Genomic DNA, 19,784 nt, shown 5'->3' on the forward strand with positions numbered 1-19,784 from the left:
GATCATAGCCCGAACCACCGTCAAAGGACGTGTCAGCCGAATCGCCGTATATCCGGTCATCGCCGGCACCGCCATCAAACTGATCAGCGCCCGCGTCGCCAACAAGCGTGTCGTTGCCATCACCACCATTCAAAATATCGTTGCCGGAACCGCCTTCCAGAATGTTGGCCAGCTCGTTCCCGCCGATCGTGTCATTCCCGCTCCCGCCAATCGCGTTTTCGATCCAGGTGTTGTGGGCGATGCCGAGGTTGTTGGTCATCGTGTTTGAAACACCGCCAACTGAGGAGTAACTTCCCGGCGTCAGGTCGATGATGGCCCGTTGCGAGAAGCCGGAAAGGTCCAGCGTGTCGATGCCGCCGGCGTCGTAGATCGACAGCACCGGCGCCTGGTTCTGGGAAAAGTCGAAAACGTCGTGGCCGGCATTGGAGTTGAAGCCGTAGGTCGTGTCGCCGGTGCGGGTGGTCGTGTCGGCGCCGTAGATCGACTGGATCGTCAGGATGTCGTGCACCATCGGCGTCTGGGCGTATTTCCACCCGGTTCCGCCATTGTTGTCGGCGCCGGTGTAAGACGCGCTGAAATAGGACATGACCGACCATTGCCGGGTATCCTGCGCGTATTCGGCGTCATTCGCGTAGGAGGGCGATCCGCCGTTGTAGCTGCCGGGGTGGCTGAGGCCCAGCGCATGACCCACCTCGTGGATGATCGTCAGCCAGTAGTAGTCGCCGTAATCGGGCGAGTAGAGGCCGGAATAGGTCGGCGCGTTGAGCCAGACCGACCCGCCGACATCATAGAAACTGTTCGGATAATAGGCGTGCGCATAGGAGATGTTGGTGTTCGTGTTGCCGAAATTGACATCGGCGCTGCTGGGGTTGGACGTGTTCTCGACGAGGTCGACGGCAATCAGTTCGTCCCACAGCTCCATGATCTCGCGCGTTGCGGATTTCTGCTGGGCATTGAACGCGACAAACCCGTTCTGCTCGCCATAGGCCCATGACGGCCCGCTGTTCAGAAATCCATAGGAGATCTGGCTTCCGGACCAGCTGTAGCCGGAGTTGATCTGGTTGATGACCTGGGCGTCGGTAAAGGTCGGTGCGGACTGCGGTCCGGGATTGTCGCCCGTCTCCGTCACGTCCACGGCCTCGAAATCGATTTCTCCCGTGCAAATGGGGCATGCGCAATGCCCAATCAGCTGGTGTTGCAGGCTCATACGGACGCTCTCCTAGTCAAGCGCAATACACTTCGATCTGCCCCGCGTCAGCGACGGACGCGGGCTTGAAACTCCCCTCTCGCGAATACGAATCCCCGCGAACACCTTAGCGCATAACGCTTGAAGCAGTCCTTAACCGGTTTCTCAAAAAGGCGCGGCCGGGATTAACAGTCTGTTATCCCTGTCCCGGTGCCCGGCGGCGGCAAAGGCCAGCCTCCCGCCATCCATGCCTCTGTAATGATTCGACAATTGAAAACGGTAAGGGCCTGTGGGAAACCGTGTTTCGCTATCCCGGGCAGATTCACGTTTCGCGAAAGGCTTTCATGATGGACGTCGAGAACGGCTTGAGAAGGTAGTCGAGCGGCGTGCGCTCGCCCGTGCTGATAAAGGCCTCGACCGGCATGCCGGGAATCAGGACAAGGTCGGCGTCGAGCTTGGCGAGCTCGGTGTCCGGAATTTCCAGAGAAACGGAATAATACGGCGCGTTGGTTGCCCGATCCACCAATTGCGCGGCGGACATGTGCACGACGTGCGCGTTGAGGATCGGCGTCGTGCGCGCGTCAAACGCGGAAAGGTTCACGGTCGCGCCCTGGCCAACATAGACAAGATCGATATCCGTGGTCCTGACCCGCGCCTCGACGATGAGGCGGTCCTTGTCGGGAATGATCTGGAGGATCGGCGCCGCCGGCGAGACCACGCCGCCGACCGTGTGGACCGACAGGTCATGGATGCGCCCCGAAACGGGCGCAACGACGAGAGTTCTGACCAGTTGCTCTTCCAGCGCGGATCTCTGCTCCCGCAATTCGGCGATCCTGTTGTTGACCTCGCGCAGTTCCGACTGCACCTGCTCGCGGAAATCAACGTCGATCTGCAGGACCTGCAGTTCGGTCTCGTTGATCTGGCTGCGGACGCGGGCGATGGTATTCTGCAATTGGCCGAACTCGCCGGCGAGATCCGCCTGGCGCCCGTAGAGCTGGTCCATCGTGTCGCGCGAGACGATGCCCGATTCCGCGGCCGGCTCCTTGCGCTCGATATTGGCGGAAAGGATATCGGCCTGCCTGACATTCGAATCGATCTGCGCCTCAAGGCCGCGAATCTGTTTTTCCAGCTGCCGAATCTTCTCGCGCATCACCTTCTTCTGGCCGGTGCGGGTGGCGCGGCGGGACTGGAACAGGCCGGTCTTGCTTTCGATAATGCGGCTGACGAAGAGCGGATTTTGCGATCCGTGCAGTTCATCCGGAAAGGAGATAGTTTGCGCGCCATACTGTTCCGCCTCGAGCCTTGCCTTGCGCGCGATCAGTTCCGTCAAGCTGTTATTGACGATGTTGAGGCTTGCCTCCAGAGCCGTCTCGTCGATGCGCAGCAGCGGGGCGCCGGCGCCGACCTCGTCGCCGTCGCGCACATAGATCTGGCTGACGAGACCGCCGTCGAGGTGCTGGACGGTCTTGACCTTGGATTCGACGCCGATTGTGCCGGAGGCGATAACGGCACCGGATATCTTCGCGAAGGTCGCCCAGGCGCCGCCGGCGCCGAAGACGGCGACGATAATGATCAGTCCGGCGGCGATCCACGGACCGTTGCCGAAATCGCGCCTGTTCGTCCGTTCACTCACCGGAAACCAGCCTTCCCGGCTTGGCTGCACTGGTGCGCGCCCTCCTCGACGTGTAATTGCCGCCGGCCGTCACCCGGATACCGGATCCGGACGTGCCCCACTGGTTGGCGGCCATGGCGCCGGGGCCTTGCGGAACCTGCCGCTTCTTGAGTTCGGACAGAACGTCCTCGCGACTTCCGAAGGCCACCTGGGCCCCGGAATTCAGCACCAGCAGGTCATCGGCAAGGTTCAGCGTCTTCGTGCGGTGGGCGATGGTTATCGTGGTCTGGCCGCGGTCCCGCATCCCGACGATGGCAGAATAAAGGGCCTCTTCGCCCTCTTCATCGAGATTGGAATTGGGCTCGTCCAGTATTACCAGCGGCGGCTCGCCATAGAGCGCGCGCGCCAGGGCAACGCGTTGGCGCTGGCCTGCCGACAGGTTGCTTCCGCCCGGACCGATGCGTGTTTCATAACCGCCGACGCGCTTGATCATCTCGTGTGCGCCGGCTTGCCGGGCCGCCTTGACGATGTCTTCCGAGGCGGGTGACGCCTGGAGACGCGCAATGTTCTCGGCGATCGTTCCATCGAACAGTTCGATGTCTTGCGGCAGGTAGCCGATAAAGCGGCCGAGCCGTTCGCCGTCCCACTGATCGAAAGTCGCGCCGTCCAGCCGGATCTCGCCGGACGTCGGTTTCCACACACCCGTGAGAACCCGGGCCAGCGTCGTCTTGCCCGAAGCGCTGGGGCCGATGATGCTGAGCGTACGTCCGGGCGAAACTCGGAAATTGATGTTTTTGAGAATATGGACCTTGCCGCTCGGGTCGGAGGCGTGAAGCTGCCGGACCTCCAGCTCGCCCTTCGGCCGCGGCAGCCGTGTTTTCGGCGCCTCGGCCGGTGTATTCTCAAGCAGGGTCGACAGGTTCTTCTTGGCCTCGCGGTAGCGCACCAGTCCGCGCCAGTGGACGATCGACTGCTCGATGGGCTGCAATGCGCGGCCGAGGATGATCGAGGCGGCGATCATGACACCCGGCGTGATCTGCCCCTGGATCACCAGGACCGCGCCGGCGGCGAGAATCGCGGACTGGACGAAAAGCCGGAACGCCTTGGAGAACGCCGACAGGGTGCCGGCGCGGTCGCGCGCCTCGGACTGCCAGTCCAGTGCCTCGAGGTTCTTTTCCGACCACCTGCGCCGCAGCGGCCCCAGCATTCCCATGGCTGCCAGGACCTCGCCATTGCGCTGGCCCGCACCCGCCAGTTCGGACGCTTCGCTGGCCGCCTTGCCGGATTGTGTCGCCGGCGCCCGCGCGCGCCAGTCGTTGAGGAGCGCGACGACGAACAGCACGCATGCGGCTCCCAGGGCAAGCCAGCCGAGCATCGGGCTGAACAGGAAAATCACCAGGAGGTAGACCGGCACCCACGGCGCGTCGAAGAGAACGACAAAGCCCGGTCCGGACAGGTACTGCACGATGGTATCGAGTTCGCGCAGCGGCGCGATCGACTTTCTGTCCCCGCTGGTGCGCAGCCCGAGGAACATGACGGCGTCGAAGAGCCGTTCCTGGATGCGCTGCGCGACATGCGTACTGATGCGCACCAGGACCCGCGAGCGGACCAGTTCCAGCAGCCCCATCACCAGGAAGAGAACCGCGACAAGCCCGAAGAGGGCCATCAGCGTCGGCAGCGACCGGCTCGCCAGCACCCGGTCGTAGATCTGCAGCATGAACAGCGGACCGCTCAGCATGAGCAGATTGATGAAGAAACTGAAGATGCCGATGGCCACGAATGACGGCCGGCTCGCCTCGATCGCCTCCTGCACGGTCAGACACGGGCGCCGCATCGTCTCGCTGCTGCTTTTTTCGGAAAAATCCAATCGTCTCACCCGTACCACCGTGCCGCCCTTATGCCAGGCTGGGATCTTGGATCTGTTGGCGCGAAAAATAGCCGGGAAGTATTCTTTACTGAAATGCCGTATCCTGGCAGCCCGTTCCGCCGCTGTCCCAAAGAACCCGCCGGGTTGCTTCCTGCTGGTCTACACCAAATTGCGCCCCATACGGATGACATATTGTTTTCAACCGTCGCGATTTCGTTAGAAACGATGATGCAGAATCACCGCCCCGTTGATGCCCCATGAGACAGCGGGACGTTTAACATTTGTTAAAACTCGGGCGGGCCGGCGGTACAGTCCTGAATTATTGGTGTATTTTCGGTTACCCGCCACAGACAAATTGCGTATGGAGGACGCTCAACGCCGATAGTCGTGCCGCCATCCATCCCGCTTTGCATGATTATGACCGCTCTCATCGCTTCTGTCCGGCGGCGGACGCACCGGCGATCCCGCCGCCCCAACCCTTCAGGAATCCGAGAATAGGATCGATCATCCGTGCGAGACCGATGCCGGAGCGCAGTTCGAACGCCTCGTAGTGGAAACGCCTCGGCTTCAGGCCCCGGGCAACGAGTCCGGCCATCAGCGCCAGCCTCAGCGGCTTTGGACCGCAGTAATGGACCGTCGCCCCGGCAAGCGGCTGGCCGCAGAGCCTTTCCACCTGGTCGGCGGTCAGCCGCCGCCCCTTGGCGGATTCGAACAGATGAATATGAAAGCCGGGATTGGCCGCCGCGATCTCCTCAAGCTCTGCGAGGCACGGTGCGTGCCTACGATCCTTCACACAGTAGAACAGGTGCACCGGCGCGTGCCCGTCGGGCAGCGCCTGCGCCATGGCCAGGAACGGCGTCACGCCTATGCCGCCGGCGATCCAGATGGCCGGCCGCTTGCCGCTGCCGGCGGCAAAGTGTCCGTAGGGGCCGCAGACGGAAGCCGATGCGCCGACCCTGATTTCCCCTTTTAGTCGCCTGGTGAAGTCGCCGAGCGGCTTGATGGTGAATTCAAGCGTACGCTCGCCGTTGGGCGCGCTGCTGATCGAGAAGGGATGCGCCTCGCCGAGACCCGGGACATTGAAACGGATGAAAGCGAACTGGCCCGGCCTGTGGCGCAGCCCCCTCCCCTCGGGAGCAAGGCGCAGGCGAATTGCGTCGCCGGAGCTTTCGGCCGAGGTCACCACATAGGCGTGACGGCGAACGCGAAGCGGCCCGTCCAGAAGATCGTGAAGGTAGGAAAGGACACCGACGGCGCCAAAACCGAGCAGGTAGAGACCCAGAGGATCGAGATTGGTGAACGGCTTTAGCGCGGTGGCAAGATGCAGGACCGCAAGGGCGAATACCGCGCCCATCAGCTTGTGTGTCCAGCGCCACAGGTTGTAGGGAATGAACATTGCGACCGAGATGCCGGCCAGGATCAACAGGCCGTAATAGGCAACCTCGCCGAAATCCTCTGAAATCTCCGTCAGCGGGGTTTCGGCGCCGAGGCCGCGAATTTCCGCGCCGATAGCATCATGCGCCAGAACCGCGCAAACCGCCCCGATCCCCAGCCATTTGTGCAGGACGTAAACGCGGTCGAGCCCGCCGAAGACAGGTTCGACAAAGGGCAGCCGCGTCGAAAGAAGCTGCGAGATCGCCATCGCGATGATCGCGGCCGCGCCGAGATAATGGCTGAAGACCGCGGCCGGATCGTATCGGAGAAAGAGCGGCTGGAACCAGTAAAGCGGCAGCGAAAATGCCGCGACGACAAGAATGATTCCGACCGGGCGCATGCGCTTCTCCATCGTGCGGACCGCAAATTGCGGGAAGCGGCCAGGTGCGGATCATCCGCCGTCCGGCCGCTGGCGTGGCCCAGAGATGGTTTGGGGCTGCGTCACTGTCAACGCGCGCGCGGCACCCGAACAGGCAAAATAAACCTTAGTGCCATGTGAAAAGGCGGAATCCTGTTCGGCGCGGAAAAAGGTGACGACGGTATTGCGCGCATATGCTCGAAAAATGCTATGGCTCGCAGGAAGTGTCCGGCGTTACAGTGCCAAGGGCGGGACCGAACACGCATCTCGGCCGTTTGCCCACATGGGATTCGGCTCGGGATGGGACCGGCGGCGGGAAGACAGGCGGGCGGCAGGGTGTGAACATACGAACGGCGACACGCAGGCACAGATATCTCCTCGGCCGCTATTTCAGGGACTACGTCATTCCCGGTCACAGGCGGCGGCGGGCGATGCGGGTCTTCTTCGGAAAGTCCTTCTCGCTCGGCGACATCGACAAGAGGCTGATGGCGTTCCTGTCGGCCGACGGCGGATACTTCATCGAGCTCGGCGCGAATGACGGCGTCTCGCAGTCCAACACCTATCTGCTGGAGGCAAGGCACGGATGGCGCGGATTGCTCGTCGAGGCGGTCCCCCATCTCTACATGCAATGCAAGCACAACCGCTCCCCGCAAAACGACTACTGCCACGCGGCGGCGGTCGATTTCGATTATCCGGGCCGGTTCGTCGAGATGCACTACAGCGGCCTCATGACCGTGGGGGAAACGAGCGCGCTGGATATCGAGCACCACGCCCGTGACGGCGTGGAATTCCTCGGCGACGGCGAGGAGGTCATTCGGTTCGGCGCGCCGGCCCGCACGCTGACGTCGATCCTGGACGAGGTGGAGGCGCCGCGGCGCATTGACTTCGTGTCCCTCGATGTCGAAGGAGCCGAACTGTCGGTCCTCGGCGGCATCGATTTCGAGCGCTATTCCTTCGGCTTCCTTCTGATCGAGACCGGCGATTTCGACGGCGTCGCCGCGATGCTCGCCAAAAAGGGCTATGGCCTCGTTCAGGTATTCAGCGCGCATGACTACCTGTTCGCGCCGGGCGCCTAGGTGATGGGCGGCGGTCGGCCCATTGTGAGCGCCGCGCGTAACGCGACTTTCACAAGGACACTCGGGTGCCTGTGTATAAAATTGTAAAGGAAATGTTTAAGGCGCGGACCTATCTATAGGGAGATAAGACCCCGTGGAGGCGCCGGAAACGCGATCGTATCCTTGCGATGACACACACTCAGGAAACAAAGCCGCCGGCTGGCCAGGCGACACTGATATATGACGGCGACTGCCCGTTCTGCAGCCGGTTTTCAGACTATATCCGGTTGAAGAAGGCGGTCGGCAATCTGGTGCTTATCGACGCCCGTCAGGGCGGCAGCGCCGTCGACGATGCGGTTGCGCGGGGCTTTGACCTGAACGAGGGCATGGTTCTGATCGTCGGCGACAACTTCTACCACGGTGCCGACTGTCTCAACCGCCTGGCGCTGATGAGTTCCCGGTCCGACCTGTTCAACCGGGTGAACTACATTCTTTTCCGCTCGCCGCTGGTCTCCAGAGTGAGCTACCCGATGCTGCGGGCCGGTCGTAATCTGGTTTTGCGGTTGCTGGGACGGCCTATGTTGGAGACTTGATCGACGGGCGTGTAGCGACCGCCGCCCGTCCGCCCTCCGCCAGCAAGGGCCTGAATGCAAGGCCGAAAACCGGAAGCTGGCGCAGGGCCGCTCTCCAATCGAACCGGTCCGGTGCGAAGGGCGAAAAGTAGAACAGCATCGCATTGATCAGGACATGCGGCGGGAACGGGATCGCCATGAACAGGAACGTCCCGAAGTGGAAGGCAATGAGCATCAGCCCCCAGGTCCGGTGTAGCTCAGGCCGCAGGAACACGAAAATCGCCACGAGTTCGATGTAGTAGAGCCCCAGATAAAGCGGCCACCCGACCCAGGCATTCTCGATAATGAAGGGCGCCCAGATGGCATCGGTGCCTGTCTGCAGCATACGGTTGGCAAGGGTGATGGCCATGGCGTCCGGCGAAAACCCGCCGACCTCGCCCTGCACCAGGGCGCCCGCCGCCGCCGCCACCTTGTAAAAGCCTGACAGCGAATAGAACAGCAGGATCAATGCCTGGGCGAGCGAAAAGACCATCAGGAACGATAGGCGGGTCGCCCTATCCGGACTGTCACCCCGTCCGGAACGCGCAGGCAGAAACAGGAAGCAGACGCCAATCCAGAACCACTCGTGGAACCCGTGATTGATGCTGCCGAACGAATTGCTGAATGCGGCCACCAGAAGCTGGGAAACCACGACCAAGAGACGCGCACTGCGGTACTGCCAGAACATCATTCCGACAAAGCCCGCAACAATCGAGATATGCAGGATAATCAGGGAGCTCTGCTCGACGCCGACCCACTTCACCCAGATCACCGGCCAAAGCGGATCGAGCACCGCGCTCGACAGCCCGTCCTCCCTCAAGCCCGCAAGCTGGTTGTACACGAAGTAGAGGTTGGCCATGTAGTAGAAGCGAACGATCCAGGCGGCCTTGTCATACATCGCCTGATGCTTGGAAAATCGGGCCTTTTGCCGCGGCTCGGACGCGCCGCTGAAGATCCGCCTGTATCGCCTGACAATCTGGTCGGTCACCTGGTCAATGCTCCCGTCTGGAACTCGCCGAGCAGTTTCGTCGACATCACGGTGCCGTCGCGCCACCGGTCGATCGGGTTGTAGGTCCGGGTCAACAGCTTGTAGCGCACGTTCCTGCGCGCACTCAGGAAGCTGTTTTCAATGACCCTCCGAAGCGCATCGAATTCCGCCTCATTACCCTCGATGCGCGCCACACACGCCCTCTGCAGGGTTTTCAGAAGCCTGATGTCGCGGGATAGAGCGGCGGGAAAATACTCAGGCAGGTCGTAAAACTGCGTCGGTGCGGGCAGCTCCTCGCCATCGACAGAGATCACATCCAGTTCGCACAGCACGCGAGTGTCGCTCACATAGGTAAACAGCGACCAGCTGAAGACCGGGAAAAACTCGGCTCTGCTCGAGAGGCCACTCCCCAGCATGGCGACGAACGTATAGCAGGCCAGGAAGACCGGTATCGTCACGACGATACGACGGTAACCCGCCAATTTGCCCTTTGTGCGCATCATCCAACAGGTGCCCTGATTGATGGGCTACCCTTGGCGATAAACCGTAAAATTTCGTTTAAGTTTCCGAACTTTAACGGGTCCTCGGCGACATTTGCCTGTTCCGTTTGGTCCGGCCGCACGCTTCCGCGATAACGGATCGTTGCTCAATGGGTGGCAATTCGGTCGGAATGAGTGGAGACCAAGAGAAGGCCATCGCCGACTACCGTAGGGCGCTCGAACTGGCGCCTTTCGACAAGGACACCAAACAAGGCCTCAAGCATCTCGGCGCGCCGCCCGAGCAGCACGCCTGGCAAATTGCGGCTGTCGGGCTCGTATCTGCTGTGCAGCGGAGGTTCCCTCAAACTGCCGGCAGCAATCAAATCTGTGCGACGGCGCGAAAACGCTGGCGGTAACGCGCCGGCGTGACGCCCGTGCGCTTCTTGAACAGGCGGCGGAAATAGGTCGGATCCTCATAGCCGATCAGCCGGGCGACGCTGTCGGTCGCCATATCGGAGGTTTCCAGGATCTGTTTGGCCTCCTCGATACGCAACGTCTGCACGTAATCCATCGGCGAATAGCCGGTGGCCTGGCGAAAACGGCGCTTGAAGGTGCGCTCGGCGAGACCCGACTGCGCGGCCATCTGCGATACCGGGTTGTGCTCGCAATAGTGCATCGCCACCCAGGTCTGACAGTCGGCGATCACCGCGTCCTCGTGCTGACGGCGCCGGCCCATGGCCACATAGGGCAGCTGACCCTCGCTACGGTCGCCGAACAGATAGATCTTGGCCGCCTTGACGGCTTCGGCCGGACCGCAGAAACGAGCAATCAGGTAGAGCGCCAGATCTTCCCACGAAGACGTGCCGCCGCTGGTGATGATGCGATGCTCCTCTCCGACCGGAACGACAATACGTTCGGGCTTCAACTGGATGTTCGGGTAGTAGGCGTGCAGCAGGTCGCAGGCGCCCCAGTGGGTCGTGGCCTCGTGGTTGTCCAGCAGGCCGGCGTCGGCAAGCAGGATCGCGCCGGTGCAGACCGAGCAGACCGTGGCGCCGCGGTTGTGCTGGTCGACCAGCCATTGTGTAACGGCCGGCCAGCGGCCGCGCGGATCGAATTCGGCGGTGAATTCCAGATCGGTCGCCAACACCACGTCGGCCGTTCCCGAGTCGGCAAAGGAGCAGGCCGGGTTGATCGGAACCCCCAATGCACCGGTAAACGGCTTGCCGTCTTCGGAGACGATGGCAACGTCGAGCCTCGGCCTGATCTCGCCATCTCCGGTGAGCGCCGGCCAGATGACGCCGACCGACGAGAACACCTCATACATGCCGTAGAGCGCCGTGGGCGTCGTTTCCGGCAGCGCTAGGATGAGGATCCGGACGGGCGTCTGTCGTTTTTCTTCGATCATGGTTCCAATGTTGGCATAAATGCCCCGTTTGTGTCCATTATCGCTCTAGAGGCAACCAATGTCGTCACCTACTTTCCGGGCATCGACAGGCCAGGGCGGCGTTTGCCGCGGGCCTGAACCGTTTTCCGAAAGGTAAGAGCGATGACCATGCACAAACATCCCGCACCGCCTGCCGGGGCATGCGGCGAGCGCCCCGATGCGGACGTCGTCATCATCGGTGCAGGGACCGGCGGGCTGAGCACAGCCCATGCGCTGAAGCGGCGCGGCGTTGACGTGCGCATTCTCGACCGGGCATCGGAGGTGGCGACGTCCTGGCGCCGGCGGCATCCGCAGCTTTGCCTCAACACCCACCGGTCGCTGTCGAATCTGGCCGGCCTGCCGTTTCCGAAATCCGCCGGTGCGTTCCCGGCGCGCGACACGGTTATCCGCTATCTCGAAGATTATGCCCGTTTCGTTGGTGTCCCCATCGAGCACGGCGTCGAGGTGCAGCGGATCGACCAGGCGGCGCAAGGCTGGCAGTTGCAAACCTCCGCCGGCCGTGCGACCGCCGCGCATGTGGTTGTGGCGACCGGACGCGAGTGCGTTGCTTTCGTGCCCGACTGGCCGGGCCTGGACAGCTTCACGGGCGTCGTTCGTCATTCGGCGGATTTCGGCGATCTGAGCCAGTATCGCGACAAACGCGTTCTGGTCGTCGGTGCCGGTAATTCCGGGACCGACGTGCTCAACCACCTGGTGCGGGCCGGCACCCGGTCGCTGCGCGTTTCTGTGCGGCACGGCCCGGCCATCGCGCCGTCCCGGATGCTCGGCTTCCCGATGCAGCGGACGGCGCCGCTGCTCGAAATGATGCCGGCCCCGCTCGCCGACCGGGCGCTCAAGGATATGGGGCGACTGGCGTTCGGCGATCTCGCGCGGCTGGGGCTTCCCCAGCACCCGCAGGGCGGGGCAACGCGATTGCGCAAGGGCGGCATCACGCCGGCCGTCGATGACGGTTTCATCGCAGCCCTCAAGGCGGGGCGTATCCATATTCACCCGGCCGTCGAACGGTTCGACGGCGCGGACGTGATCACGGTCGACGGGCGCCGTGTCGAAGCCGACATCGTGATTGCTGCGACCGGTTACCGCACCGGGCTGGAGCCGATGCTCGGCCATCTCAACGTGCTCGACGGCAAGGGCGAGCCGCTGGCCAACGGCGCCATGGCGATCGACCATTGTCGGGGGCTGTGGTTCATCGGCATGCGGGCGTCGCTCAGCGGCTTCTTCCGCGCCGCCCGCAAGGATGGGCAGGCCATCGCCCGCCTGATTCATGCCGATCTCGCCGGCCGCGAGTTCGCCGGCCCGTCGCCCGGCTTCGCGCAAGCCGGCTGAGACTCCGACAACATCAGAAGCGGGAGAAAGGAAACGATCCCATGAAAACGCTGCAACTCGCGCGCATGCGCGCCCGCTATATAGACAGGGGAACCGGCCCGGCCGTGCTGTTGGTGCACTGTTCCAGCGCCAGCCATCGGCAATGGTCGTTCCTGGCGGATAACCTGGCTTCGCGCTATCGGGTCGTCGCGCCCGACCTGCTGGGCTACGGCGGATCCTCGCCATGGCCGGAGGCCGGCGGCGCCGTCGTCGACAACGACCTCGACCTGCTGGTGAAGCTCATCGACACCATCGGCGAGCCCGTCCACGTCGTCGCGCATTCCTACGGCGCAGCGGCCTGCCTGGAAGCAGCCCGGGTCAAAGCGGCGATCGGCGGCGATGCCATTGCCAGCCTGTGCCTGGTGGAACCGGTGGCCTTTCACCTTCTCAAAGCCGATGAGGAGCAAACGGATTGGCGCACCATCAGCCGCGTCGCGCACCTCTGCATGGACGGCGTCGCCGCCGGCAGCCGCCGGCGGGCGGCCAATGCCTATATGGGTTTCTGGCTGGGACCGCTGAAATGGCGCCTGGCGCCGCGGCGCTTCCGCCGCGAAGTCATGCGCACGGTCCACAAGGTGGCGGCGGAGTTCCGCGGCATGTTCGACATCGGTCTGTCACCGGCCGATTATGCCGGCATCTCCTGTCCGGTCACCCTGGTGCAGGGAACACGCAGTCCACAGCCGGCGCTCCGGGTCGTCGATCTGCTGGCCGAAATCCTCGGTGAAGCGCGCACAGAGACAATTGAAAACGCCGGCCACATGAGTCCGTTCACACACCGCAGCGAGATCGCCAGGATCGTAGAGCACCATTTGCATCGTGCTGCAAAGAGGCAGCCCGAATGTCCCGAAGCGAAGCTGCCCACGGACACGCTTTCGACACGGCACAAGTGCGCTAACTACGGTTGATTGCGCGTCAGTACCTGACCTTCGATCGACGCAACGACAAGCAAGCCGGCCGAAGACTGAGCGTCCTTACCGACCAGATGTATGTCAGAATATTGAACGAGCCAATCATCTGTCGGCAGACAGCTTGCGGCTATCCCTTTGATTGAATGGCGCGCTCGGGAAGATTCGAGCTCCCGACCCGGCAGCGGTTTGAAAAAGGTCAATCTTGAAATCAGTCCCAAAGTCAGCAAACTTCATGCAATGAAACCGCGCGAAGCAAGTAGCGGTCAGGTTTGAGGCTCACTTATGGAAGCATATGTCTACGGGAATCGCCGCATCCTGCCGCCGGAATTTCAAGTGTTCAATGACGTTGGAAACACGGCGGTCATCTCCGTTGATATGCATCAGGGTCATCTTTCAGATTCCCCGGAATGCCCGTGTCCAGCCCCGCGGGCACGCGATGTCGTGGACCCAATCAATGACTTTCATCGATTGGCACGCGCCGCCAAGGTTCCGGTCATTCATGTTCGCAGCGTTCTGCGAAAGGGTGGCGTTGATGACATCAATGGCGTCAAATCTGCATGGCGGATGACTTTCCCCTTGCACGTTGGCGACATCCCGAATGCCGATGAACATGCTATCGAGGGGACGCGCTGGACGGAATTCGTCACAGAGGTTACCGATGACGACTTGGTGGTAAGCGGTAAAAAACGTCTGTCACCGTTTTTCGCAACCGACCTCGACTTTCTGCTTCGCCAAATGGGAACAAAGGTCGTTGTGTTGAACGGTGGGATGACCGATTGCTGTATTCTAAACGCGGCCTTCGATGCCAGCAATTACGGGTATCGTGTCATAGTCGCCGGCGATCTTGTCCGGGGAACGGACCAAAATCTTGAGGCAGCGGGTTTGTCGATTGTCTCGCTGCATCTTGGTTTGGTGATGGATGCGGATGACATCATGGCTATGTGGTCAGCCCGGACATAACCAAGTTGCCACACGCGAATTAGGCACCGGGCAGTGCGGGTCACCGGCCAACCACAAAACGCGCGTCTGCGATTTTGTGCGGCCACATTTGAGCGCAATGTGGGTATCACACCAAGGCTTTGCTCCTAGCGTGCCCCCGGAACTGTCGGCTTGCGACCCAAAAAGCTATCTTTTTGAATTTTATGGCGCGCTCGGGAAGATTCGAACTCCCGACCCCCAGATTCGTAGCTTTAGAATGGGCGATTTCTAGAGTTTTCTGCAGATGGCCAAAAGTGGACTAACCCTCTGTTTTATAATATAATATTAATGCTTTCCGCTTCCTGCACGTTCTTCTGAATTCCCTCCAGTTGGACGCCATATGGACGCCATTTTTGTTGCCTTACCGTGATCCAAAACCTGGAGTTGGAGATGAAACTCTCGAAACGTAGCGTTGCAGCCCTGCCTCCGCGAAGCGGAAGATATTTCGTTTGGGACGATGAACTTTCAGGGTTCGGGCTTCGAGTAGAAGAGAGTGGGCGGAAAACGTTCTTGTGCCGATACCGCAAAAACGGAGTGAGACGGCAATATACGCTCGGACGTTACGGAAACATCACGCCTGACGAAGCTCGCACAGAGGCTAAGAAGATCATCGGCGCAGTGGCATTCGGGCAAGATCCAAGCAATGCCCGAAATCTCGAACGCTGTGCGATCAGCTTCAGTGATCTTTTTGATTTTTATCTCAGAGAGCACGGACCAAAGCTGAAGGAAAGTTCCAAGGCTGAATACCAACGTGCAATCACAAAGCACGCATTGCCCGCCATTGGCCAATTGCAAGCTGAGGCTATTACCCGTCAAGACCTCAACAAAATTCACCTCTCACTGGCGGATCGACCGCACAGGGCCAATCGAGTCATATCATATCTTGGCGGTGTATTTAGCTGGGCAGCAAGCAACGGATATCTGCCTGAAGGCAATAACCCAGCCCGATCAATCAAGCGATTTCGCGAACAAAGTCGCCAACGATATTTGACTGAAGAAGAGCTGTCAGCTCTTGGGAATGCATTAAGACTGGCAGAGACCTCCGGCATTCCCTGGATCACAGCGGCGACGGGAACTTCAGCAAAGCACACGCCAAAATCTAATCCGAACGTGACCTACCCCAACAGTGTTACGAACGCCATTCGCTTATTGTTGTTCACGGGCTGTCGGTTGAGAGAAATCCTGAACCTCCGCTGGAAAGAGGTTGATCTTCAGAGGGGCTTTCTATTTCTTCCGGATTCAAAAACTGGCCAAAAGGCTGTTGTGCTGAACGAAGCCGCTATTTCAATACTGCATGGGTCGCCTCGCGAGAGTGATTATGTCATTCCCGGTGACAATCCTGATCATCCCCGGCACGATCTGAAACGCCCATGGAAACACATCCGCGCGGTAGCTGGTATTGAGGATGTGCGGTTGCATGATCTTCGTCACACGCACGCAAGCGTCGGCGCAGCTGCAGGATTCGGGTTGCAAATTGTTGGGAAGCTACTCGGACATTCGTCACCCCAAACAACTCAGCGGTATGCGCACCTCGCAGACACACCGGTAAGACGTGCTTCAAATGCAATTGGAAGTGCCTTGGAACTGGCGCTTACCGAAAATAAGAAGGACGATTTCAGTAGCGGTTGAACAGCACCGCCCGCCAGATTGTGATTAGATCAAGCGGTCACTTCGAACAGCGCACTGGCTTCAGAAATCGTACAATTTTTTGGTCCAGTCGAAGGCCAACCCACGCAACATCGTAGAGTCCGCTGCTGCCTCCATCATTTGTACGCCGATAGTGGGGCACGATTGGATGCCGATCGGAAGCAACAGCGTGGTGGGCTATGGAATGCCACGCGATCTTGGCGGGAGTAATGATAACCGGGAAAGATCAGTCATTGGCCGACACGGGATTTATGACACGCTCATAGACCACCCAATCGCAGGCATCGGCGTGTCGATCATAAACGGCTCGCGCCCAGTAGTTGTCTTCTGATGTCGTGGTAAACTAATTATTCGGACTCTTTCAGTTTGAGGCTCGATAGCAGCCATTTTTGTAAAGTTATTACTGAGACTTTTTAGGGCTTTTCAGCCCATGACTGCATCAGGCTATCCGCATATTTGAGCTACTCGTCACGATTGGCGTTATGGCCGAGTTGGTAAATCGCTTACCTCGCAATCTTCATGTGCTTGGTTGGCTCATTGATTGTCGTGGCTCGCCAAAATGGTCCTAGCTTGGGACCAGTACGGTTGAGTTCCAATGCACTTGTCCTGCCATCGTTCTCGCGCAGCAAGGCAAGCAAACGCCAAGCGGTACTTTTTGAAATGGAAAGCTTGGCTGCGGCAGCACAGGCGAAGGCGGACGCACCCCAAAAACTGTAGCACCTTGCTCCATAAACAGATAACGAAGCAATCCTAAGATCTATTTATGGAACAAATGCTTCCCAATTGGCTTGCGATTTGATAAAATGGTCTATAAATGAGGCATGAAGCCTTTTTGTGATTGATTTATGGAACAAGAGAACCGATGGCAAAGCCTGCGCACAGAAGCTATTCCCGCTATGCCCGCGAAGCCGCAGAGCTTCTCGGGCTGATGATCCGTAACGCGCGCGCTGCGCGTGGCCTCACCGTCGCCGATGTCGCCGAGCGGGCCGGGATTTCGCGCGGCCTCGTCCATAGGATCGAAAAAGGCGAAATGGGCTCCTCCATAGGTGCGGCCTTCGAGGTGGCCGCAATTGTCGGGCTGCGCCTGTTCGAAGCCGAACCGACGACGCTAACGCGTCATCTGTCAATGGAACGCGACAAGCTCAGGCTGCTGCCGCAATCCGTCCGCATGGGGAAGGCGAAGGTAAAAGATGACTTCTGATCGCCCCGACACGAAAGCGCCGGACGAAGCCTATGTCTGGATATGGCTGCCCGGCGCGACGGAACCGGTCGTCGCCGGCCGCATCGCGCGAGAAGGCGACCGGATAATCTTCAACTACGGTCAGAGTTATCTGGAACGGAATGACCGCATTCCGATCTACGAGCCGGAACTGCCATTGCGCAGCGGTGCGATTGCACCCGAAGCCGAACTGAGCATGGCCGGTTGTCTGCGCGACGCCGCGCCGGATGCATGGGGCCGCCGAGTCATCCTGAACCGAACCTTCAGACGCAAGAGCAAGGATGTCGATATCGCCGCGCTCGACGAGTTGACTTATCTGTTGGAATCCGGCTCCGACCGCATCGGCGCTCTGGACTTCCAGCGCTCCCCTTCCGTGTACGAGCCGCGCGCTGCTCAGACCGCGACGCTTGAAGAATTGCTGAGCGCCGCCGAGAAAGTCGATAAAGGCGTACCGTTAACGCCCGATCTCGATCAGGCGCTGTTTCACGGTTCGTCGCTTGGCGGCGCGCGCCCGAAGGCGTTGATCCAGGACGGCGACACAAAGATGATCGCCAAGTTCTCGTCCTCCACCGACACCTACAACGTGGTGAAGGCGGAATATGTCGCCATGCGTCTTGCTGCCAAGGCGGGACTCAACGTTGCGCCCGTGCGTCTTGAACATGTCGCCGGGAAGGATGTGCTGCTGGTCGAGCGCTTTGACCGGACAAAGACGAATGACAAATGGACCCGCAAGGCGATGGTCTCGGCGCTTACGCTGTTCGGCCTTGATGAGATGATGGCACATTACACCAGCTATGAAGACCTCGCGGAAATCATTCGCCACCACTTCACCGCGCCGAAGGCAACGCTGCACGAGCTGTATGGGCGGCTGGTATTCAATATCCTGTGCGGCAACACCGACGATCACGCCCGCAACCACGCGGGCTTCTGGGACGGCAAGCACCTGACCCTGACACCGGCCTATGACATCTGTCCGCAAAGCCGCGCTGGCAACGTCGCCAGCCAGGCGATGCTGATTGTCGGAGACAACCGGACGAGCACCCTTGCGGCCTGCATTGAGGCCGCGCCCAATTTTCAACTCGGCGACAAATCAGCGAAGGACATCATCACCCGGCAGACCGGCACCGTCCGTGAACAGTGGGATGACATCTGCGAGGAGGCTGAATTGACCGAGGTCGAGCGCAACCTGTTCGGTCGGCGCATCTTCCTGAATGGCTTCATATTCGAAGGTGCACCGGAGGGCCTGCGGTGACCAAATCACCCTGATGAGGCTTCCGGTACCGTAGGCCGTCTTTCAGATCGTGCGAGAGATCGTTACACCTTGTGGGCGGAAACAGCTCCGCTGGCTCCGTGAAGCTTGAGCCGCTTGCGACCTTAGCGGAATAGAGCCCGGTGGTCCGGCAGAGCCGGGTGCACATATTTAATCCAAAACGAAGAAGCGTAAATTCAGGTTGTTATGGCGGCACGAAGTATTGCTATCAGACCAGCGAGGTCTCCCTCGCCCGCCTGCTTCACAGCCTTGTAGTAATCTGCCCCGCGGTCGATCAGGTCAGGTTCGACATGGCCGAATAGATCGATACATTGCTGTATCATGATGGCTCGTGCCATCCGGCCGTTTCCGTCAAGAAATGGATGGATTGAAAGCAACTCATGGTGAAAGTCCGCGATGGCTTTGAGCTTTTCAGCGTCACTAGACACTGCCAACGCGGCATAATTTTCGTTCCAAGCGGCCAGTAGTTTGCCTACCAACCCTGGAATCTGCGCCCAATCAGGAGGCTGGTATTCCGCTGCCTTGTCACCACCGGGATTACCGATCCATACGGTCTGTGTACGAGGTTTTCCGAGCATACGCGGCGGCAGGTCAGGGCAAGAGAGGCGGTGGACAGCAAGCAAAATGCCGACGCTGAGCGCTGCTGAAAAGGGAGACCAGTCGCCTTGCTCGCCGACAACGCGGTCTTGTTCCGGCTGAGCGGCTACTGGCAGAACATCAACATCTTCACCGAGGCTGTGAGCGATCCGGGCGACTGTTTCAACCGCGAAGTTTTGACCGACCTGTAGCGTGTCGATCTTGCGTGCCAGATTGCGGATTTCACGCGAATGACGCTCAAGCGCATATTCAAGCTTGTTACGGGATGAGTCAAAATAGGCGAGCTGCTCCGCCTCCGTCATGGGAAGGCGCAGAAATTCGAGCCTGACGCCATAGCCTGCAGGTGAGTCGAGAAGCGCGCGTATTCTCTCACGGTGGTAGAGGATACAAAGCTTGCCCTTCGACGCGGCGAGTTCCTCTAATTCTTGCCTGTCGGCAAGCCCTATGTGCTGATTGGTGATAAAGACAATGCCGTCCCTGTTGTGCCGGATCGGGCCTTCAACGTCGTCGTTAAACTTCTTTCGGACCGCATTGAACGTCTTGTCCGTGGTCGGGAAATACGCGGCCGCGACGTAAGTCTTTCCCTTCAGATCACAAAGGATGTCTTTACGATCGTCCGCTCCTCCCAAAGGGGCCTGGGGATCGATGTTCTCAAACTCGCTGATGTGAAGCAGAGCGGCAGCAAAGCGTTCCCCACCGACCTGGCCTGTGCGCCATTCGCGAAGCTGGCTTTCCGTCGATGCCCTGGGAACGTCATTCATTCTTT

17 protein-coding genes are annotated in these 19,784 nt (G+C 60.1%); 9 read left to right on the forward strand and 8 right to left on the reverse strand.

Annotated features, from left to right (window positions below):
- The 4 genes from E4M07_RS25915 to E4M07_RS25930 all read right to left on the reverse strand — a co-directional run.
- Positions 1-1,207 (reverse strand): M10 family metallopeptidase (locus tag E4M07_RS25915; protein ID WP_136661323.1); only part of this gene is annotated, 1,207 nt, incomplete at its 3' end.
- 301 nt (positions 1,208-1,508) lie between these two features.
- A complete protein-coding gene (locus tag E4M07_RS25920) occupies positions 1,509-2,819 on the reverse strand; it encodes an HlyD family type I secretion periplasmic adaptor subunit (protein ID WP_169054404.1) in 1,311 nt (436 codons plus the stop codon).
- Complete coding sequence (locus E4M07_RS25925; protein WP_136661325.1) at positions 2,812-4,665, reverse strand: type I secretion system permease/ATPase; 1,854 nt, start codon at positions 4,663-4,665, stop codon at positions 2,812-2,814. The genes E4M07_RS25920 and E4M07_RS25925 overlap by 8 nt, the downstream gene beginning before the upstream one ends.
- A 427-nt stretch (positions 4,666-5,092) precedes the next feature.
- The gene (locus tag E4M07_RS25930; RefSeq protein ID WP_169054405.1) at positions 5,093-6,439 is read right to left on the reverse strand and encodes a ferredoxin reductase family protein; all 1,347 of its coding nucleotides are present in this window, start codon (positions 6,437-6,439) and stop codon (positions 5,093-5,095) included.
- A gap of 356 nt (positions 6,440-6,795) precedes the next feature.
- Between E4M07_RS25930 and E4M07_RS25935 the strand changes: the two genes are divergently transcribed.
- Together E4M07_RS25935 and E4M07_RS25940 are read left to right on the forward strand one after the other, a co-directional pair.
- Positions 6,796-7,533 carry an FkbM family methyltransferase gene (locus tag E4M07_RS25935; RefSeq protein WP_169054406.1) on the forward strand — a complete coding sequence of 246 codons (738 nt, stop codon included), beginning with the start codon at positions 6,796-6,798 and terminating at the stop codon, positions 7,531-7,533.
- 167 nt (positions 7,534-7,700) lie between these two features.
- Positions 7,701-8,105 carry a DCC1-like thiol-disulfide oxidoreductase family protein gene (locus E4M07_RS25940; protein WP_136661328.1) on the forward strand — a complete coding sequence of 135 codons (405 nt, stop codon included), beginning with the start codon at positions 7,701-7,703 and terminating at the stop codon, positions 8,103-8,105.
- Here E4M07_RS25940 and E4M07_RS25945 read toward each other — a convergent pair.
- The gene (locus E4M07_RS25945; protein ID WP_136661329.1) at positions 8,089-9,111 is read right to left on the reverse strand and encodes a hypothetical protein; all 1,023 of its coding nucleotides are present in this window, start codon (positions 9,109-9,111) and stop codon (positions 8,089-8,091) included. The genes E4M07_RS25940 and E4M07_RS25945 overlap by 17 nt on opposite strands.
- Complete coding sequence (locus tag E4M07_RS25950; RefSeq protein ID WP_136661330.1) at positions 9,108-9,614, reverse strand: hypothetical protein; 507 nt, start codon at positions 9,612-9,614, stop codon at positions 9,108-9,110. Before E4M07_RS25950 ends, E4M07_RS25945 begins: the two co-directional genes overlap by 4 nt.
- 146 nt (positions 9,615-9,760) lie before the next feature.
- On the opposite strand from E4M07_RS25950, the gene E4M07_RS25955 reads away from it, so the two are divergent.
- Positions 9,761-10,006: a tetratricopeptide repeat protein gene (locus tag E4M07_RS25955; protein WP_136661331.1), complete on the forward strand. Its 246-nt coding sequence runs from the start codon at positions 9,761-9,763 to the stop codon at positions 10,004-10,006.
- Here the strand turns inward: E4M07_RS25955 and E4M07_RS25960 are convergent.
- Positions 9,970-10,995 carry a helix-turn-helix domain-containing protein gene (locus tag E4M07_RS25960; protein WP_136661332.1) on the reverse strand — a complete coding sequence of 342 codons (1,026 nt, stop codon included), beginning with the start codon at positions 10,993-10,995 and terminating at the stop codon, positions 9,970-9,972. The genes E4M07_RS25955 and E4M07_RS25960 overlap by 37 nt on opposite strands.
- Before the next feature lie 141 nt (positions 10,996-11,136).
- On the opposite strand from E4M07_RS25960, the gene E4M07_RS25965 reads away from it, so the two are divergent.
- The 6 genes from E4M07_RS25965 to E4M07_RS25990 all read left to right on the forward strand — a co-directional run bounded on the left by E4M07_RS25965 (position 11,137) and on the right by E4M07_RS25990 (position 18,403).
- The gene (locus E4M07_RS25965; RefSeq protein ID WP_136661333.1) at positions 11,137-12,360 is read left to right on the forward strand and encodes an NAD(P)/FAD-dependent oxidoreductase; all 1,224 of its coding nucleotides are present in this window, start codon (positions 11,137-11,139) and stop codon (positions 12,358-12,360) included.
- A gap of 41 nt (positions 12,361-12,401) precedes the next feature.
- The gene (locus E4M07_RS25970; RefSeq protein WP_136661334.1) at positions 12,402-13,304 is read left to right on the forward strand and encodes an alpha/beta fold hydrolase; all 903 of its coding nucleotides are present in this window, start codon (positions 12,402-12,404) and stop codon (positions 13,302-13,304) included.
- A 285-nt stretch (positions 13,305-13,589) separates the two neighbouring features.
- Entirely contained in the window at positions 13,590-14,267 is a 678-nt protein-coding gene (locus E4M07_RS25975) for an isochorismatase family cysteine hydrolase (protein WP_136661335.1), read from the forward strand.
- A 408-nt stretch (positions 14,268-14,675) separates the two neighbouring features.
- Positions 14,676-15,914, forward strand: a complete 1,239-nt coding sequence (locus E4M07_RS25980) for a site-specific integrase (protein WP_136661336.1) — start codon at positions 14,676-14,678, stop codon at positions 15,912-15,914.
- An 880-nt stretch (positions 15,915-16,794) separates the two neighbouring features.
- Entirely contained in the window at positions 16,795-17,133 is a 339-nt protein-coding gene (locus E4M07_RS25985) for a helix-turn-helix transcriptional regulator (RefSeq protein WP_136661337.1), read from the forward strand.
- On the forward strand, positions 17,123-18,403 hold the full coding sequence (locus E4M07_RS25990; protein ID WP_136661338.1) for a HipA domain-containing protein: 1,281 nt from the start codon (positions 17,123-17,125) through the stop codon (positions 18,401-18,403). Before E4M07_RS25985 ends, E4M07_RS25990 begins: the two co-directional genes overlap by 11 nt.
- Positions 18,404-18,597: 194 nt before the next feature.
- Here E4M07_RS25990 and E4M07_RS25995 read toward each other — a convergent pair whose 3' ends face one another.
- Positions 18,598-19,779 (reverse strand): Fic family protein, encoded by a 1,182-nt coding sequence (locus E4M07_RS25995; RefSeq protein WP_136661339.1) that lies wholly within the window; start codon positions 19,777-19,779, stop codon positions 18,598-18,600.
- Positions 19,780-19,784 lie beyond the last annotated feature (5 nt).

Source organism: Nitratireductor sp. XY-223 (assembly GCF_004959855.1).
In the GTDB taxonomy this organism is placed as follows: Bacteria; Pseudomonadota; Alphaproteobacteria; order Rhizobiales; family Rhizobiaceae; genus Hoeflea_A.

What these genes read in the sequence shown, in the direction of transcription:
- E4M07_RS25930 (WP_169054405.1), bottom strand. Translation starts at nt 6,439, where the DNA reads ATGCGCCCGGTCGGAATCATTCTTGTCGTCGCGGCATTTTCGCTGCCG.
- E4M07_RS25940 (WP_136661328.1), top strand. Translation starts at nt 7,701, where the DNA reads ATGACACACACTCAGGAAACAAAGCCGCCGGCTGGCCAGGCGACACTG.
- E4M07_RS25950 (WP_136661330.1), bottom strand. Translation starts at nt 9,614, where the DNA reads ATGATGCGCACAAAGGGCAAATTGGCGGGTTACCGTCGTATCGTCGTG.
- E4M07_RS25955 (WP_136661331.1), top strand. Translation starts at nt 9,761, where the DNA reads ATGGGTGGCAATTCGGTCGGAATGAGTGGAGACCAAGAGAAGGCCATC.
- E4M07_RS25960 (WP_136661332.1), bottom strand. Translation starts at nt 10,995, where the DNA reads ATGATCGAAGAAAAACGACAGACGCCCGTCCGGATCCTCATCCTAGCG.
- E4M07_RS25965 (WP_136661333.1), top strand. Translation starts at nt 11,137, where the DNA reads ATGACCATGCACAAACATCCCGCACCGCCTGCCGGGGCATGCGGCGAG.
- E4M07_RS25970 (WP_136661334.1), top strand. Translation starts at nt 12,402, where the DNA reads ATGAAAACGCTGCAACTCGCGCGCATGCGCGCCCGCTATATAGACAGG.
- E4M07_RS25975 (WP_136661335.1), top strand. Translation starts at nt 13,590, where the DNA reads ATGGAAGCATATGTCTACGGGAATCGCCGCATCCTGCCGCCGGAATTT.
- E4M07_RS25980 (WP_136661336.1), top strand. Translation starts at nt 14,676, where the DNA reads ATGAAACTCTCGAAACGTAGCGTTGCAGCCCTGCCTCCGCGAAGCGGA.
- E4M07_RS25985 (WP_136661337.1), top strand. Translation starts at nt 16,795, where the DNA reads ATGGCAAAGCCTGCGCACAGAAGCTATTCCCGCTATGCCCGCGAAGCC.
- E4M07_RS25990 (WP_136661338.1), top strand. Translation starts at nt 17,123, where the DNA reads ATGACTTCTGATCGCCCCGACACGAAAGCGCCGGACGAAGCCTATGTC.
- E4M07_RS25995 (WP_136661339.1), bottom strand. Translation starts at nt 19,779, where the DNA reads ATGAATGACGTTCCCAGGGCATCGACGGAAAGCCAGCTTCGCGAATGG.